We start from the raw sequence: 17,149 nt of genomic DNA, 5'->3' as shown, positions 1-17,149 counted from the left end.
CGCATCGCGCTTTAGTTCGCCTTGATCCCGGCCTCGCCAATCAGCTTGCCCCATTTCGCGCTTTCGCCCTGAATGAAGCGGCCGAACTGCTCAGGCGATGTCGGCGCGGGCTCTGCGCCGAGGGTGCGGATCTTCTCGACCACCGACGGGTCTTTCAGGGCCTTCGTGAAGGCTTCGTTCAGTCGGCCGACGACATCCGCAGGCGTCCCGGCCGGAGCAACGAGACCGAACCAGCCGACCGATTCGAAACCCGCGATCCCGCTCTCGGCAAGAGTCGGCACGTCAGGGAGGGATGCAAGACGGCGCGCCGAGGAGACGCCGATCGCGTTGAGCTTGCCTTCGAGGATCAGCTGCCGCGATGCGGGGATATCCAGCACAGCGAACGGGACGTGCCCTGCGAGCACATCGACCGTCGCCGGCGCGGTCCCGCGATAGGGTACGAGCTCCATATTAATCCCCGTCTTCTGCGCGAACAGCGCTGCCGTCAGATGCATGGCGGTCGAGTTGCCGCCATGTCCGATCGACAACGCGCCTGGCTTTGCCTTGGCGAGCGCGATCGTCTCCGCCGCATTGTGCGCGGGCACGTTTGCAGACGCCACCAGCACAAAGGGAATCTCCGCAAGCAGGGTGATCGGCGCGAGATCCCTGGGATCGAACGGCATTGACGAATTGAGGTGCGGATTCACCGTCAGGCTGCCTGCCGGCGCGACACCGAGCGTATAGCCGTCCGGCTTGGCTTGCGCGACCGCGGCCATGCCGATGTTGCCCCCTGCCCCGGCGCGGTTCTCGATCACCAGGCTTTGCTTGAGCTGGGCGGTGACCAGCGGCTCGAGCGCGCGGATCACGGTATCGGCGCTGCCGCCGGGCGGGAACGTCACGATGATCTTGATCAATTGCTCCGGATAGGCCGCTTCAACGCCCCCCAGCGGCAGCACGGCGAAAGTCGCGGCCGTCAGCACGGCCAGAATGCGGCGCCTCGCAGCGTGAAACACATTTCCCTCCTCAGTCCGTTCTTGTTTGTGAGTCCCAACCAGACGGGTCGGCCGGGCAGCTTGATGTCGCCTTACGCCGCCGCGCCGGTGACGCGTGCCAGCAAGCCTTGCGGATTGTCGGGCGCGACTTGCCCGCGCCAGGCGATGTGCTGGTCTGGCCGCACCAGCACCAGCTTCTCGGCATAGGCACCGTTCGCCTCGTCCGGCGCGATGTCGACCAGCGTGAGCGGCATACCGCGTTCCTCCGCGGCAGACTTGAATCGTGCCACATCGATCGCCGGATCGAGCCGCAGCAATGTATAGCCGGGCCCGAATGCATCGTAGAGCGATCGGCCGTCGCGCAGGAAGAGATGCGGCGCGCGGGCGCCGGGTACGGTGGAAGGCGCAAAACTTCCCATCGCGTAAGCCGGCGGGGTCTCACCGTCATAAGCGATAATCGGCGAGGTGTCGTAGTAGTAGCCGAAGTTGAGGCCGGCGCAGCAATATTGCTGCACGTTCAGATCGTACGCCGCCCTGGCCAGCGCTGCGCGCGCCGCGTGACCGCGCGGCGTGGCGTCCTCGATCTCCGCTGAGACGCCGCTGCGCTGGGCCATCATCTTCATCGCGTGGTCCATCGCAAAGCGCGACACCTGTTCGGTGATGGGCTGGCGCTCCGCTTCATAGGCGTCGAGAATTGAAGCCGGCGCCCACCCGTTCAGATGCGCCGCCAATTGCCAGCAGAGGTCGACGGCGTCGGCAATGCCCGCATTCATGCCGTAGCCGGCATAGGGCATCCACAAATGCGCGGCGTCGCCGCAGATGAAGACCCTGCGATCGCGGAAGCGATCGGCCACCAGCCGGCGCCCGACCCAGTCCTCCTTGCTAAGGACCCGGTATTCGAAGCGCGCATCGACGCCGAGAATGGCGCGGATCGCCCAGTCGCGATCGACCGAATCGAACTCGGGCTCGTCGGGCTTCAGGTGATTGTGGATCAGCCAGCGGTCGTGACCATCGATCGCAACCGTGGTGCCGGAGCGCCGCGGGTTGAGCGAAAGCACCATCCAGGCAGGCTTGTGCGCTCCCATCAGTTCCTTGAGTTGCGGAGCTTCGATATAGGTCGATTGCACGCGCTGGATCACCGGCGTCCCGGACAGGCTCGCGCCAATCGATTTCCGCACGAGCGAACGGCTGCCATCGCACCCGATCACGAAGTTGGCTTCGATACGGAGCGGGTTTCCGCTGTCGAGGTTGCGACCTATCGCGATCACAGGGCCGTCGTTCTGTTCGATGTCCGTAATTTCCGTGCGCGCCAAAATGGTGATGCGCGGCTGCGCGGCGGCATGGCCAAACAAGATCGGCTCGAGATAGACCTGGTTGATCCGGTGCGGCGGCTCGGGCGTCGGCCACCAGGTGTCGGGACCGCCGGTTGCGGTGTAACGGCGCGCGCGGGAGGGGATGTCGATGCGGCAAAGTTCGATGCCGGTCGCGGTGGTCCGGTAGGAGCAATCGTTCGGGAAGTCGGCCGGCAGGCCTGCGTCGCGCAGCTTTGCGGCGACGCCGAGCCGGCGGAAGATCTCCATCGAGCGCGCCGAAACGTGATTGCATTTGACGCTGGGCGGATCGCCGGCATGGCGGATCTCCGCGACGACGACGTCGATCCCGCGCGAGGCCAGATCCATCGCCGCGGTCAATCCGACGGGCCCGGCGCCCACCACCAGCACCTGTGTCCTCATGCTCGTTTCCATCCCATGCTTCACCCGCGGATTCGCCGTCCACGCAGCATGCATTTTATTGCAGGGTCGCTTATGAGATAAGCCAGAAAGAACTCATCAATTCATGAGCATTGCCTATGAATGTCACCTTGAGGCAGCTGCAGGCCTTCACCGGCGTGTACCGAACGCGCAGCATCACGCGGGCCGCGCGCGAGCTCGGGATCACGCAATCGGCGGCGAGCCTCTTGGTCCAGCAGCTCGAGGTCCAACTTGGCGTCAGGCTGTTCGATCGCTCCACGCGGTCCGTGCAGCCAACGCTGGCCGCCGACGAAGCTTTTCATGCCGCCGAACGGATGCTCAGCGATGCGCAAGGACTGTCACGGCGCATGCATGACCTCGCGCAGGCGTGCGCAGGTCGCGTCGTGTTCCTCGCGTCAGCCGGCGCCGCATCGGCGCTGCTGCCTTTGGTGTTGGCGAAATTCCGCGCAGGCTATCCGGACATTGAGATCGACATGCGCGACGTTGCCGCGGACGATCTCGTTCCGCGCATGATCGCAACCGATGCAGAGTTCGCGATCGGCAGCGTGGAGGGCGAGATCGCGGAGATGTCGGTCGAGACCCTGACCCGCGGTCGCCTGAGCGCAATCGGCCGCCGCACCGCCGACTTCGCTGCGCGGCGCGCGCTGACATGGGATGAGCTGTCACAGCTCCCGACGATTGCAATGCGGCGCGAGACGCGGATCCGCATGCAGATCGATCAGGCATTGGGCGCGCAGGGCAAGCGCCTCTCGCCGACCTATGAAGTGACGCTGATCAACACCGCGCTCGCCATGACCGCGCAGGGCCTCGGCCTCGCCATCCTTCCCGCAACGATGCTACCGGCCGATCAATTCCCGACACTGATCGCGAAGCCGCTGGTGCGCCCGGCCATCACCCGCCCGGTATCGCTGCTCCAGCGCCAGGGACGAACTCTCTCGCCGGCGGCGCAGGCGTTTGTGGCGACGGCGAGGACGGTGCTAGCGGAGCGATCTACTTGATAATGGCGGAGAGGGAGGGATTCGAACCCCCGATAGGCTTGCACCTATGCCGCATTTCGAGTGCGGTGCATTCAACCACTCTGCCACCTCTCCTGAAGGTGCCGATTAAGAGGTAGGAACCCCTGTGGTCGGGGCGTGTAATAGGCGAGGATGGCCGGCCAGACAAGGCGCGAAAGGCGAAAATCCGCCGCCTGCTTCATCCCTTCCCTCTCATTCCGAAAGGAACCGCCGTGGAGCATCTGACGATCGCGGCCAATGGCGCCGATTTCCACCTGGTTCGCGCAGGACGGGGCAAACCGGTGCTTTTGCTGCATGGTTGGCCGGAATTCTGGCGGACCTGGGAGCCGGTGATATCTAGGCTTTCGGATCGCTTCATGCTGATCGCGCCCGATTTGCGCGGCTTTGGTGACAGCGACAAGCCCGATGGCCCTTACGGGCCGGATGGCCATGCGGCGGACATGCTGGCGCTGATGGACGGGCTCGGCATCGACCGATTCGGCGTCGTGGGTCATGACGTCGGCGGCGCCGTGATGCAGCCCCTGGCCCGGCAGGCACCGGGACGGCTCACCGGGCTGTTCTTCTTCGATTTCGTCTATCCCGGCATCGGGCCGCGCATGGCGGCCCCCGATAGGCTCAACCACATCTGGTACCAGTCCTTCCACCAGATGGAGATGGCCCCGGCGCTCGTCGGCGCCAGCCGCGAGAGCTGCCGGCTCTATATCAGCCATTTCCTGAAAGGCTGGGCGCATCGGAAAAATGCCTTCGACGACGTGCTCGACGCCTTCGCCGGCAACTTCCTCAAGGACGGCAATCTCGCCGGCGGCTTTGCGCATTATCGCGCCTCGCATGCCGGGCGCATCGCGATGATGAAGGGCGAGGCACCGCGCCTGCCGCCGATCAACGTGCCGACCTGCGTGCGCTGGGCCGAGCACGACCCGCTGTTTCCCTATGCCTGGACCGATCGGCTCGGCGAAACCTTCAGCGAGCTCGATCTGGCGATGTTTCCGGACGTCGGGCACTTCCCGCATCGGGAAGATCCGGATCGCGCGGCCGTGGAGATCGCGGCGTTCTTTCAGCGCATCGGCTGGAGCTGAATCAAGGGGAGCTCGTGCGATGATGGAGGTGCACTCCCTCTCCCGCTTGCGGGAGAGGGTCGGGGAGAGGGTGTTTCCACAATGGGATTGTTGGATTGCTGAGGACGTCCCGACGCGGCGAGAGCCCTCACCCGCCGCGCGCGGGACGATGCTGCGCATCGCCCGGGGCGCGTCCGCCTCTCCCGCAAGCGGGAGAGGCGGAGCAAGCGTCAGAAAAACGGGGTGGGACCGCCAGACGCGGTAAACACTGGCGGTCCCTTGCCGCTCATTGAAATACTGACCGGGAAGGGCGGCTTCGCCGGCCGAGTGAAGCGACGATTCGACCCTAGCGTGCAGCCTGCACCGCGCAACGCAATCCGCCCCTTAACCTAACCGGTCAAGGTTACTCCTTGTCATTCTTGCCCTTTTTCTTGCCGTTCTCCGTGGAATCCCGGTCTTTTCCGTTGCCGCCCTCCTTGCGGCGGTTGGTGAAGCGCGCATTGCCAAGGCCGGTGCCGATGGTGAGCACGCCCCAGCGGTCGACGTGCTGCATGAACGGCACTTCCGCAAGGCCCTGAACCACGCCGTCATTGTGCATCACGACCGCGGTGTCGTGCTCTCCGATCTCAGGGATGGCTTCGACGAGGCTCGCCGGCAGGTTGAACTTGCTGCTCTCCCAATTGCCGGGCAGATTCTGCGCACCTTTCTCGATGGAGCCGTCCGCGTCGATCACGCCGGGACAGGCGATGCCGATGAACGGCGCGAGCTTGAAGCCTTCGGCTTCGGCATCCTCGATGAGGCCTTCGAGCATCTTGACCAATCGCTTCACCGCGGCCTCGCGGCTCGGCTCATCATCGGCATGGCGCCACAGATCGGATTTGAAGACCGCAGCCTTGGACAGATCGGGCGCCTTCTTCCAGCGTGTCTCCACGATCCCGCAGCGGATGTTGGTTCCACCGATGTCGACCGCGAGGATGCTGTCATAGGCCTCGAAAATCCAGGACGGCGCGAGGTGCAGGGCTCCGATCAAGCCGGCATCGTCGGGATCGAATCGGATTGGCACCAGATCGACCTTGAAGCCTTCCGACTTGAGGATGATCTCGGCCCGGGCAATGGCAATTTCGCCGAGCCGGCTCGCGCGAAAGCCGCCGCCGACCACAATGCAGTCGGTCTTGGCCCAGGCCTTGGTCTTGAGGAACCGCCGCGTGACGTAAGCGAGCTCCTGCGCGAAATCCTCGATCGCGCTATGCACGACGGCCGTGGCCTCGGTATTGTCGCCGACCAGAACAGCATCGAGGGCCTTCTTGCTGATCTTGTCGGACGGCTCGTCGCCGAAGGGATCTTCGCCGCTATTGCGAAGCGGCTTGCGCCACTCTTCGAGGATCTCGCGGAACGCGCCCTTGCTGGCGCGGTCCCCCAGAAAGCCCTCGTCGTCCTTGAGCTCGATGTTGAAGCTGTCGACGTCGACCGATGGCAGCCGGCTCGCTCCGTGCTGGGCGATGCCCGTCGTGTTGACCAGCTGGTCTGTTGCCATGATAGCCCTTGCCCGCGTGTCCGATTTGCGAGGACACAACGGGGAGGGAACCCGTTGGTTTCAAGCCGGCCGCAGATTCGGCCGACACGCCGGAATGGACCGAAATCCTTCAAATCCTGACCGTTTTCGCTCGCTTTTCCTTGACTTGCGGCGTCCGGCGGCTATAAGTCCGACAGCCGGCGCGGGGCGTTTCTCGCGCCGCTTGCTTTTGCGTGGGTTTTCAAAGGGATACCTCCCGCCCGCACAAAGCTCGCATAAACCCGTAGCGACTGACAAAAAGCCGGCCCCGACAAACTGTCGCGAGGCCGGGATTGAACACGAAGGAAAAAAACGATGTTCGCAGTCATCAAAACCGGCGGCAAGCAATACCGCGTCGTGCCGGATGATGTTCTCGAAGTAGGCAAGATCGCCGGCGAAGTCGGCACGATCGTGCAGTTGAATGAAGTTCTGGTGGTCGGCGGCGACACGCCGGTCCTGGGCGTCCCGACGGTCGCAGGCGCGTCCGTTGCGGTCGAGGTGCTCGACCACAAGCGCGGACCGAAGGTCATCGCGTTCAAGAAGCGCCGCCGCAAGAACTCGCGCCGCAAGCGCGGCTACCGCGACGAGATCACGGTGCTGCGCGTCAGCGAGATCCTGACCGACGGCGCCAAGCCCACCAAGGGCCCGCGTCCGAAGAAGGAGAAGGTGGCCAAGGAGTCCGCGAAGGAAGCCGCCGAATAACGAGATTTGATCACGCCAATTCACGAATTGATGCGTGAGAAATCGTGAAATGATTCCGTCAAGGAATTGATCTAGACATACGTAGGATTTCGGAGACGAGCCATGGCTCACAAAAAAGCAGGCGGTTCATCGCGTAACGGACGCGATTCCAAGGGCAAGCGCCTCGGCATCAAGGCGTTCGGCGGGGAGATCGTCGCTCCCGGCAACATCATTGCGCGTCAGCGCGGCACCACCTGGCACCCCGGCCTTAATGTCGGCATGGGCACGGACCACACTTTGTTCGCCAAGGTCGAAGGTCGTGTTGCGTTCCAGGCCAAAGCCAAGGGCCGCACCTTCGTATCGGTGCTCCCGATCGCAGAGGCGGCTGAATAGACGGCGGATCAAATGGGAATCCGCCGGGTCCTGACCAAACCGGCGGAGTCCTAGAGATCATAGAGATCGAAGGCTCCAGGGGAGGCGGGAAACCGGCCTCCCCTTTTCTTTGACTTGCTCACTTTGACTTAGTGACTTTCCAGGAGCCGGACATGTTGCAGGATTTCTCGAGCGTGACCTTGCAGGAGGCGAGACCGAGTGTCGTCGCCACCGAGCGGCTGACCTTGCGGCGGCCGACACTCGCCGACGTCAGGACCATCGCCCGGCTCGCCAACGACCGCCGCATCGCAGAAAACACCCGCCGCCTGCCGCATCCCTATTCGCAGGACGACGCCGTTGAATTCATCCGCGCCACCGCCGCGCTCGGCAGCGAGACCGTGTTCCTGATCGAGCACGACAGCGGGCCGATCGGCATGGTCGGCATCGACTGCTCCACGCCCGACAATGCCGAGCTCGGCTACTGGCTCGGCGTCGAGCATTGGGGCCAGGGCTTTGCCACCGAGGCCGCACGCGGCGCGATCGACTTCTTCTTCGAGGAGTTCGAGGACGATCATCTCTATGCCGGCGCGCGCGTCACCAACCCGGCCTCGCGCAAGGTGCTGGAGAAGTGCGGCTTCCAGTGGAGCGGCGTCCAGCTGCACCGCTTCCTGGCGCTGGGATCGTCCACGCCCGTCGATTGCTTCCGCCTGTCACGCGGCGTGTGGGCGTCGCTGAAGAGCTGGAGCAGTGCGAGGCGGATGAGGTAGGTGCACCGATCACCCTCCCCTGAAGGGGGAGGGTCGATGCGCATGCAGCGAAGCGGAATGCGCAGCGGGGTGGGGTGAAGCCACAGCAATGGTCTCACCCACCACCGCCAATCCAAGCACCATCTTCGCGGAAAGACTGTCACCCCACCCCGCTCGCACGGCGCGCGAGCGACCTCCCCCTCCAGGGGACTCCAGGGAGGGTAAGAGCTAAGCGGGCGGATTCACCTCGGCGTTCTCACGCCCCAAATCGCGTTCCCGCAAGTAAATGTAGAACCCGGCGCCGATGATGATGGCGGCGCCGACGATGGTGGCGACTTCAGGCACGTCGCCGAACACGACGAAGCCGAAGATCACGGCCCAGACGATCATCGAATATTGGTAGGGCACCACGACACTGGCCGGCGCGAGCTTCAGCGAGCGGTTGACGCAGAACAGCGCGGTGACCGAGACGCATCCCGCCAGCGCGAAGATCACGAGGCTGCCCGATGTCGGCGGCACCCAGTGAAATGCAGAGAGCACGGCACCCAGCGAAAACGTGCCGATGAATTGCGAGGACGCCATCACGATGTCGGGCGTCTTGCGCAGGCTGCGCGTGATCAGCATCAGCGTTGCGAAGGAGAGACTGCCGCCGAGCGCGATCAGTGCCGGCAGGCTGACAGTCTGCGCGGAAGGCCGCAGCGCGATCAAGACGCCGCAGAAACCGATCAGGATGGCGGTCCAGCGCCGCCAGCCGACCTTCTCGCCCAAAAAGATCGCCGACATCGCGGTGACGAAGATCGGGCCGGCCAGATAATAGGTGATGACGTCGGCGAGCGGCAGATAGACGGTCGCGAGGAAGAAGGCAGCCACCTCCAGCGTCGACAGCACGACGCGAAACAGCTGCAGGCGCGGCCGCTCCAGCTGCAGGAAGTGGTGACGCTGCCGCCAGATCAGCGGCGACAGCAAGAGCAGCGCCGCGCAGGCGCGCAGGAACAAGAGCTGCCCCACCGAATAGGTGCCGACCAGGAACTTGCCCATGGCGTCGCCGAACGAGAACATGAAGATCGACAGCACCATCAAGGCGATGCCGGCCAGCCGTGCCGAGCGGTCGTCATAGGCGGAGAGATTCTTGAAGAAGGGCATTGCTGTCGTTCGTGGAAGACCCGTCATTGCGAGGAGCTCTTGCGACGAAGCAATCCAGACTGTTTCCACGGAAGCAGTCTGGATTGCTTCGCTTCGCTCGCAATGACGAGCGGAGGAAGCGTCGAAAAACGGCGAGTAGTGTCGCTTCGGTCGTTTTAATGACGCAGGCGCGCTGGACAAGCCCACTTGCGCCGAATTGAACGGATTGTCGCACTCTTCGCATCGCGGTAGCGATAGAACTCATACCGACGAAAGGACGCGGCATGACCGATTTCGATCCCTCCCAGCATCGCATGATCCCAACGCAACGCTGGTTTGAGGATTTCGTCCTCGGCGAGCGTTTCGTGCTGCCGAGCCGCACTCAGACTTCCGCCGTGTTCGCGGCATTCCAGACCGCAAGCGGCGACACCCATCCGGTGCACTACGACGTGGAATATTGTCGCGCCCGCGGCATGCCGCATCTGCTCGCCCACGGCTTCCAGACCTTGATTCACACCGCGCCCGGTGCCGGCCTGTTTCCGTTCATGGTCGAGGAGTCCCTGGTCGGCTTCCTCGAGCAATCAAGCCGGTTTCTCGAGCCGGTGTTCGCCGACGACACCCTTTATCCCGCGCTCGAAGTCACCGAGTTGGTGCCGGGTCGCACGACCGGCGTCGTCACGCTCAAAAGCACCGTGTTCAACCAGCGCAAGGAGCTGGTGCTGGAGGGCACGCAGAAATTCCTGATAAGGAAAAGGCCCGCAGGTTAAGCACGCCCCAAAATCGCGGAATTTCCGCCGATGCACGGGTCAATTCGGGTTGCCGGGCCGGGCGAGCTGGCCTACCTATGGCCCATGAAATTCCTCGACGAAGCAAAGGTCTATATCCGCTCCGGTGACGGCGGGAACGGCTGCGTGGCGTTCCGCCGCGAGAAGTTCATCGAATTCGGCGGCCCCTCCGGCGGCAATGGCGGCCGCGGCGGCAATGTGATCATCGAGGTCGCCGACGGCCTCAATACGCTGATCGACTACCGCTACCAGCAGCATTTCAAGGCCCAGAAGGGCGAGAATGGCATGGGCTCGGACCGCCACGGCGCCAACGGCAAGAACATCGTGCTGAAGGTCCCGGTCGGCACGCAGATCTTCGACGAAGACCGCGAGACGCTGATCCACGACTTCACCAAGGTCGGCGAAAAATTCGTGCTGGCCGAGGGCGGCAATGGCGGCTTCGGCAACGCGCATTTCAAATCGTCGACCAACCGCGCGCCGCGCAACGCCAATCCCGGCCAGGTGGGCGAAGAGCGCTGGATCTGGCTGCGGCTGAAATTGATCGCGGATGCGGGCGTCGTCGGCCTGCCCAATGCCGGCAAGTCGACCTTCCTCAGCAAGGTCAGCGCGGCAAAGCCGAAGATCGCCGACTATCCCTTCACCACGCTGCATCCGCAGCTCGGCGTCGTGAATGCCGACGGCCGCGAATTCGTGCTGGCGGATATTCCGGGTCTCATCGAAGGCGCGCATGAAGGCGCCGGCCTCGGCGACCGCTTCCTCGGCCATGTCGAACGCTGCCGCGTGCTGCTGCATCTCGTCGATGCGACGAGCGAGCACGCCGGTAAGGCCTACAAGACGGTGCGGACGGAGCTGGAGGCCTATGGCGGCCAGCTCACCGACAAGATCGAGATCGTCGCGCTCAACAAGATCGACGCGGTCGAGCCGGACGAATTGAAGAAGCAGAAGGACCGCCTGAAGCGCGCCGCCAAGAAGACGCCGCTGCTGCTGTCCGGCGCGACCGGCCAGGGCGTCAAGGAAGCGCTGCGCGCGCTGGCCGACGTGATCGGCGAGAGCCCGGTCTCCGCCAAGGCGAAAAGCGCCGCTGAAGCGGAGCCGTGGTCGGCGTAGTAAGACGACACTCTCTCGACACCTCTCCCCGACTGGGAGAGGTCGATTTGCGCAGCAAATCGGGTGAGGGGGCTCAGGTCCCACGAGAGACCGTAACCCCTCACCCGACGCTACGCGCCGACCTCTCCCTTCGGGAGAGGTTTTCTTCGCGCCATCGATAGCGCAATATCCGGCAAACGAAGTACGGAGCGAGACGCATGGCGCGCGCGAAGAACGTTCTCTGGATCATGTGCGACCAGCTTCGCTATGACTATCTCGGCTGCACCGGCCATCCCACGCTGAAGACGCCGAACATCGACGCCATGGCCAAGCGTGGCGTGCTTTTCAGCAAGGCTTACGTGCAGTCGCCGATCTGCGGCCCGTCGCGGATGTCGTTCTATACCGGGCGCTACATGCGCTCGCACGGCTCGCACTGGAACGGCTGGCCGCTGCGTGTCGGCGAGCCGACGCTCGGCGATCATCTGGGCAAAATCGGCGTGCGCAACGTGCTGGTTGGCAAGACCCACATGGCGCCCGATCTCGAGGGCATGAAGGCGCTCGGTATCCCCCCGGAATCGATCATCGGCGTGCATGTCGCCGAATGCGGCTTCGAGCCCTATGAGCGTGACGACGGCCTGCATCCGACCGGCCGGCCGCGGCCGAAATACGACGAGTATCTGCGCCAGCAGGGTTTTGAGGCCACCAATCCCTGGGAGCATTGGGCCAATTCCGGCGCGGCGGACGACGGTAGCTTGCAGAATGGGTGGCTGCTGGTGCATGCCGACAAGGCCGCGCGCGTGCCAGACGAGCACTCCGAGACGCCCTACATGACGCGGCGCGCGATGGACTTCATCAGTGAGGCCGAGACCGATGGCCGGCCGTGGTGCCTGCATCTGTCCTACATCAAGCCGCACTGGCCCTATATCGCGCCCGAGCCCTATGCGAGCATGTATTCGACTGATGACATGATCCCGGTGATCCGCTCCGAGCGTGAGCGGCAGAATCCGCATCCGGTGTTCGGCGCCTATATGGACATGCGCTACTCCCGCAACATGGCGCGCGATGATGCCCGCGAGAAGGTGATCCCGACCTATATGGGCCTGATCACCCAGATCGACGACCAGATGGGCGTGCTGATCAAGTTTCTGGAGGAACGCGGCCTCTTGGAAACAACCATGATCGTGTTCACCTCCGATCACGGCGACTATCTCGGCGATCACTGGATGGGCGAGAAGGACCTGTTCCACGAGCAGTCAGCCAAGATACCACTGATCATCATCGATCCGTCCAGGGAAGCCGACACCACGCGCGGCACGCGCAGCGATGCGCTGGTCGAGGCGATCGATCTTGCACCGACCTTCGTCGACTATTTCGGCGGCAAGGTGCCGGGCCACATCCTCGAAGGGCGCTCGCTGCTGCCGCTGCTGCGTGGCCCGACGCCGTCAGATTGGCGCAAGGTGGCGTTCTCCGAATACGACTATGCCATGCAGGATGTGCGACTGAAGCTGAACCAGCCAATCGAGCGCTGCCGCCTGTTCATGGTGTTCGACGGCCGCTGGAAATACATCCACGCCTCCGGCTTCCGCCCGATGCTGTATGACCTCGAAACTGATCCGGAAGAGTTTTTGGATCGCGGCGACGATCCTGATTGCGCCGGCATCATCGCGCGATTGCAGACTGAATTGTTCGACTGGGCGCTGCATCCGAACGACCACATCACCACCCCGCGCGAGAAGATCGCGGCCTATGCGGATAACCAGCTGCAGGTGAAGGGCGGCATTTTGATCGGCATCTGGGACGAAGCCGAGCTTGCGGCGATCAAGGATGGCATCGCACAGCGCGCGAAGATGTAGAGGCGCTCTTTGCCTCTCCCCGCTTGCGGTAGGGCTATCGCATATGCATTTCGCGGGGACCACCCGCGAGTTTGCTCCGCCTCTCCCGCTTGCGGGAGAGGCCGACGCGTCCCGGGCGATGCGAAGCATCGTCCCGAGCGCGGCGGGTGAGGGCTCTCACCGCATTGGGATCGCCTCCGCAATTCTCGACAATCCCGACGCGGAGGCACCCCCACCCCAGCCCTCCCCCGCAAGCGGGAGAGGGAGCCCACTGCCGATGCCGAAGCATTATTCACGCCATATGCGATAGCCCTACCGCTTGCGGGGAGAGGCCGGATCGCATCGCGAGATGCGATCCGGGTGAGGAGGACTCTCCGCGAGTCCAACTCTCACCGGCCCCGCGGAGACCCCCCCTCACCCCAACCCTCTCCCCGCAAGCGGGGAGAGGGAGAAGACTCAATTCTCGATCTTGTATCCCGTCGCCTTCACGATCGGTTGCCACAACGCGATGTTCGCTGCGAGCTCCTTCGTCAATCCTTCCGGCGTGGACCCGACCGGAATGAGCCCGATCGCGGTGAGCTTCTCCTTCACCTCGGGCTTGGCGAGCGCGGCGCTTGCGGCGGCGCCGAGCTTGCTGGCGAACTCCGGCGGACTGCCGGCCGGAAGCCACATGCCGTACCAGGCATCCGCAACGAGATCGATGCCGCTCTCCCTCAGCGTCGGAACGTCTGGCGCAAACGGCGATCGTTCCGCGCTCGCGACCGCGATGATCTTCACACCCTTGGCGCGATGTTGCGGCAGAGCGTCGGCCAAGGTCGTGATGCCGAACGAGACGTGGCCGCCGACGATGTCGTTGAGGATGGGCGCGCTGCCGCGATAGGGCACGCGGGTCAGGGGAATGCCGAGGTCCTTCTCGAGCTTGGAGCCCATGAAATGCGGAATGGTGCCATTGCTCGGCACCCCAAACGAGGTCTTGTCCGGATGCGCCTTGAGCCAGGCCACGAAGCTCTTGAAATCAGCGGCCTCGACAGTCGGGTTGATCACCAGCGCAAATTCGAACCGCGCCAGCAGCGACACCGGCATGAAGTCCTTGGCCGTGTCGAAGCTCGGTGTCGTCTCCACCATTGGCAGCAGATACATGGTCGGCCCCGTCGTCACAAGCACCATGCTGCCGTCGGGACTGCCACCCTTCACCGCCTTGATGCCGATCAGGCCGTCGCCGCCGGTGCGGTTCTCGACGACGACGGTCCGTTGCAACGCTGGCGCCATCTCCTGCGCGATCAGCCGACACAGCGTGTCGCCGCCAGCTCCCGCTGCGAACGGGAAGATGACCTTTGTGAGCCCGGCCTGCGCTTGCGCCCCACCCGCCTGCGCCAGCAGCGGCAGCCCCAAGCATCCGGCCATGAATTTGCGGCGATCCATTCGTTTCCTCTTTCAGCCCATTTTGGTTGGCAGCAATTAGAGCCAGGCGGACGCCCGAGACAAGGCCGACATGCGCCGTTTACCATGCCGGCTGCCTTGCGCCGGTCACCGTCCTGCTGCAAAAGCAGGACTCATCGGCGCCGCCGTCGCTCCGCCGTTTCCCGAGCAATTCGCATCCAGCGCCAGCACAAATACACATGGCCAGCCCCGAACTCAGTCAATTCCGCCGTATCGTCGTCAAGGTCGGCTCCGCGCTGCTGGTCGATTCCGACAGGGGCGAGGTGCGGGCGTCCTGGCTGGCTGCGCTGGCGGACGACATGGCAAAACTGCACCGCGAAGGCCGCGACGTGCTGGTGGTCTCCTCGGGCTCGATCGCGCTCGGCCGCAGCCGACTCAAATTGCCGCGCGGTCCGCTGAAGCTGGAGGAGAGCCAGGCCGCCGCCGCCGTCGGCCAGATCGCGCTGGCGCGGATTTGGTCGGAGGTGCTCGGGGCGCACGACATCGGCGCCGGCCAGATCCTGGTGACGCTCCAGGACACCGAAGAGCGCCGCCGCTACCTCAATGCGCGTTCCACCATCGGCAAGCTGCTGGAGTGGCGCGCGATTCCCGTGATCAACGAGAACGACACGGTCGCCACTAACGAGATCCGCTACGGCGACAATGACCGCCTCGCCGCGCGCGTCGCCACCATGGCGAGCGCCGACCTCCTGGTGCTGCTCTCCGACATTGACGGCCTCTACGACGCCCCACCCAAGAACAACCCGAACGCAAAGCTGATTCCGGTGGTCGAGAGCATCTCCTCGGAGATCGAGGGTGTGGCCGGAGATGCCGAGTCCGAGCTGTCGCGCGGCGGCATGCGCACGAAGGTCGAGGCAGCCAAGATCGCCACGACAGGCGGCACGCATATGCTGATCGCCTCCGGCAAGATCGAACATCCGCTGCAGGCGATCGCCGATGGCGGCCGCTGCACCTGGTTCCTGACGCCGGCCAATCCCATCACCTCGCGAAAACGCTGGATCGCCGGCACGCTGGAGCCGAAGGGCACGCTGACCATCGATGCCGGCGCGGTGACGGCGCTGCGCGCCGGCGCCAGCCTGCTGCCGGCCGGCGTGATCAAGGTCGAGGGTCAGTTTGCCCGCGGCGATGCCGTGATCGTGCGCGGTCCCGACGCCAGCGAGGTCGGGCGCGGCCTGATCGCCTATGACGCCGAGGTCGCCGAGCGGATCAAGGGCCGCTCCTCCCCGGACGTGATGGCCATCCTCGGCATCAGCGGCAGGTCCGAGATGATCCACCGCGACGACCTGGTGGTCGGCGGGTAAGGGCCGCAGCGGCCCTTTTGCAAGAGACCGGGTAGGCCAGCGACCCAGCCCGTCGCGACCGGGGAAACCAGCCATACCCTCCCCGCCCTTCGCAGACGCGGGATTTCCGTGCTAGGACACCGCCTTAGCAGAAGGTTGACCCCATGGCCGCCCCCCTCAAAGCCGTCGACGGCAATGCCGATCTCCAGGCGCTGATGTCCGATCTCGCCGCCAAGGCCCGCGCCGCCGCGCGAGTGCTGGCGCTGGCGCCGCCGGAGCAAAAGAACCGGGCGCTGGAAGCCATGGAGCGGGCGATCCGCGGCAACGCGGCGGCGATCCTCGCCGCCAACGCCGAGGACGTCGCCGAGGCCCGCGCCTCCGGCAATGCGACCTCCGCCTTCATCGACCGCCTGACGCTGACACCGGCGCGCGTCGAAGGGATGGCCGAGGGCATCGGCATCGTGCGCGGCATTGCCGATCCGGTCGGTGTCGTCACCGAAAGCTGGCAGCGGCCCAACGGCATGACCATCGAGCGCGTGCGCGTGCCGCTCGGCGTCGTCGGCGTGATTTTCGAGAGCCGGCCGAACGTTGCGGCGGACGCCGGCGTGTTGTGCCTGAAGTCCGGCAATGCCGTGATCCTGCGTGGCGGCTCCGACAGTTTTCGTTCCTGCCGCGCCATCCATGAGTGCCTGGTGCAGGGCCTGCGCGAAGCGGACCTGCCTGAAGCCTCGATCACGCTGGTGCCGACGCGCGACCGCGCGGCGGTCGGCATGATGCTATCAGGGTTGAACGGCGCCATCGACGTGATCGTGCCGCGCGGCGGCAAGAGCCTCGTCGCGCGCGTCGAGCAGGAAGCGCGCGTGCCGGTGTTCGCACATCTCGAAGGCGTCAACCACGTCTATGTCGACGGCAGCGCCGACCTCGCCATGGCGAAGTCGATCGTGCTCAACGCCAAGATGCGCCGCACCGGTGTCTGCGGCGCCGCCGAGACGCTGCTGGTAGATCGCGCGGGAGTCGCAAAGAGCCTGAAGCCGCTGGTGGAGATGCTGATCGAGGCCGGCTGCGAAGTGCGCGGCGACGATGCCGTGCAGAAGACCGATGCGCGCGTAAAGCCTGCCAGCGAAGACGATTGGGACACCGAATATCTCGATGCGATCATCGCAGCGAAAGTGGTCGACGGCGTCGACGGCGCCATCGCGCACATCCAGAACCACGGCTCGCATCACACCGATGCCATCGTGAGCGCGGATGAGACCGCCGCAAACAAATTCCTGAGCGAGGTCGATTCCGCAATCGTGCTGCACAACGCCTCGACGCAGTTCGCCGATGGCGGCGAGTTCGGCTTCGGCGCCGAGATCGGCATCGCCACCGGCCGCTTCCATGCCCGCGGCCCTGTCGGCGCCGAACAGTTGACGAGCTTCAAATATCGCGTTCGCGGCACCGGGCAGACGCGGCCGTAA

15 protein-coding genes and 1 tRNA gene are annotated in these 17,149 nt (G+C 64.6%); 10 read left to right on the top strand and 6 right to left on the bottom strand.

Features of this window, described 5'->3' with window-relative positions:
- Positions 1–11 precede the first annotated feature (11 nt).
- The gene (locus ACNJX8_RS02060) at positions 12–992 is read right to left on the bottom strand and encodes a Bug family tripartite tricarboxylate transporter substrate binding protein (RefSeq protein ID WP_439359386.1); all 981 of its coding nucleotides are present in this window, start codon (positions 990–992) and stop codon (positions 12–14) included.
- Between the two features lie 71 nt (positions 993–1,063).
- On the bottom strand, positions 1,064–2,704 hold the full coding sequence (locus ACNJX8_RS02055; protein ID WP_439359385.1) for an FAD-dependent oxidoreductase: 1,641 nt from the start codon (positions 2,702–2,704) through the stop codon (positions 1,064–1,066).
- A gap of 116 nt (positions 2,705–2,820) precedes the next feature.
- Between ACNJX8_RS02055 and ACNJX8_RS02050 the strand changes: the two genes are divergently transcribed.
- Positions 2,821–3,720, top strand: a complete 900-nt coding sequence (locus ACNJX8_RS02050) for a LysR family transcriptional regulator (protein WP_439359384.1) — start codon at positions 2,821–2,823, stop codon at positions 3,718–3,720.
- Positions 3,721–3,723: 3 nt separating this feature from the next.
- On the opposite strand, the gene ACNJX8_RS02045 is transcribed toward ACNJX8_RS02050, so the two are convergent.
- Positions 3,724–3,813, bottom strand: a tRNA-Ser gene (locus tag ACNJX8_RS02045).
- 137 nt (positions 3,814–3,950) lie between these two features.
- Here ACNJX8_RS02045 and ACNJX8_RS02040 point away from each other — a divergent pair.
- On the top strand, positions 3,951–4,814 hold the full coding sequence (locus tag ACNJX8_RS02040) for an alpha/beta fold hydrolase (RefSeq protein WP_439359383.1): 864 nt from the start codon (positions 3,951–3,953) through the stop codon (positions 4,812–4,814).
- 382 nt (positions 4,815–5,196) lie between these two features.
- Here ACNJX8_RS02040 and ACNJX8_RS02035 read toward each other — a convergent pair whose 3' ends face one another.
- Positions 5,197–6,327: an ROK family protein gene (locus ACNJX8_RS02035; protein ID WP_439359382.1), complete on the bottom strand. Its 1,131-nt coding sequence runs from the start codon at positions 6,325–6,327 to the stop codon at positions 5,197–5,199.
- A gap of 333 nt (positions 6,328–6,660) precedes the next feature.
- Here ACNJX8_RS02035 and rplU point away from each other — a divergent pair, with 333 nt between their 5' ends.
- From rplU to ACNJX8_RS02020, 3 genes are all read left to right on the top strand, one after another.
- A complete protein-coding gene (rplU, locus tag ACNJX8_RS02030) occupies positions 6,661–7,047 on the top strand; it encodes a 50S ribosomal protein L21 (protein WP_439359381.1) in 387 nt (128 codons plus the stop codon).
- 102 nt (positions 7,048–7,149) lie between these two features.
- Positions 7,150–7,419: a 50S ribosomal protein L27 gene (gene rpmA / locus ACNJX8_RS02025; protein WP_128942462.1), complete on the top strand. Its 270-nt coding sequence runs from the start codon at positions 7,150–7,152 to the stop codon at positions 7,417–7,419.
- 152 nt (positions 7,420–7,571) lie between these two features.
- Positions 7,572–8,165 (top strand): GNAT family N-acetyltransferase, encoded by a 594-nt coding sequence (locus tag ACNJX8_RS02020; protein WP_164935160.1) that lies wholly within the window; start codon positions 7,572–7,574, stop codon positions 8,163–8,165.
- A 207-nt stretch (positions 8,166–8,372) separates the two neighbouring features.
- On the opposite strand, the gene ACNJX8_RS02015 is transcribed toward ACNJX8_RS02020, so the two are convergent.
- Positions 8,373–9,287 (bottom strand): DMT family transporter, encoded by a 915-nt coding sequence (locus tag ACNJX8_RS02015; RefSeq protein ID WP_128930678.1) that lies wholly within the window; start codon positions 9,285–9,287, stop codon positions 8,373–8,375.
- A 263-nt stretch (positions 9,288–9,550) separates the two neighbouring features.
- On the opposite strand from ACNJX8_RS02015, the gene ACNJX8_RS02010 reads away from it, so the two are divergent.
- The 3 genes from ACNJX8_RS02010 to ACNJX8_RS02000 all read left to right on the top strand — a co-directional run bounded on the left by ACNJX8_RS02010 (position 9,551) and on the right by ACNJX8_RS02000 (position 12,990).
- Positions 9,551–10,033, top strand: coding sequence for a MaoC family dehydratase (locus tag ACNJX8_RS02010; protein WP_439359380.1), 483 nt, complete (start codon positions 9,551–9,553; stop codon positions 10,031–10,033).
- Positions 10,034–10,117: 84 nt separating this feature from the next.
- The gene (obgE, locus tag ACNJX8_RS02005) at positions 10,118–11,158 is read left to right on the top strand and encodes a GTPase ObgE (protein WP_128942479.1); all 1,041 of its coding nucleotides are present in this window, start codon (positions 10,118–10,120) and stop codon (positions 11,156–11,158) included.
- 197 nt (positions 11,159–11,355) lie between these two features.
- Positions 11,356–12,990: an alkaline phosphatase family protein gene (locus tag ACNJX8_RS02000; protein WP_439359379.1), complete on the top strand. Its 1,635-nt coding sequence runs from the start codon at positions 11,356–11,358 to the stop codon at positions 12,988–12,990.
- Positions 12,991–13,425: 435 nt separating this feature from the next.
- Here the strand turns inward: ACNJX8_RS02000 and ACNJX8_RS01995 are convergent, their stop codons facing one another.
- The gene (locus ACNJX8_RS01995; RefSeq protein ID WP_439359378.1) at positions 13,426–14,391 is read right to left on the bottom strand and encodes a Bug family tripartite tricarboxylate transporter substrate binding protein; all 966 of its coding nucleotides are present in this window, start codon (positions 14,389–14,391) and stop codon (positions 13,426–13,428) included.
- A gap of 197 nt (positions 14,392–14,588) precedes the next feature.
- Between ACNJX8_RS01995 and proB the strand changes: the two genes are divergently transcribed.
- Complete coding sequence (proB, locus tag ACNJX8_RS01990) at positions 14,589–15,710, top strand: glutamate 5-kinase (protein WP_091893138.1); 1,122 nt, start codon at positions 14,589–14,591, stop codon at positions 15,708–15,710.
- A 143-nt stretch (positions 15,711–15,853) separates the two neighbouring features.
- Entirely contained in the window at positions 15,854–17,149 is a 1,296-nt protein-coding gene (locus ACNJX8_RS01985; RefSeq protein ID WP_439359377.1) for a glutamate-5-semialdehyde dehydrogenase, read from the top strand.

Origin of the sequence: Bradyrhizobium sp. SPXBL-04, assembly GCF_051853035.1 — a bacterium.
Classification (GTDB): Bacteria; Pseudomonadota; Alphaproteobacteria; order Rhizobiales; family Xanthobacteraceae; genus Bradyrhizobium; species Bradyrhizobium zhanjiangense.
Note: the sequence above shows the minus strand (reverse complement) of the source record. Positions and strands in the feature narration are given on the sequence as shown.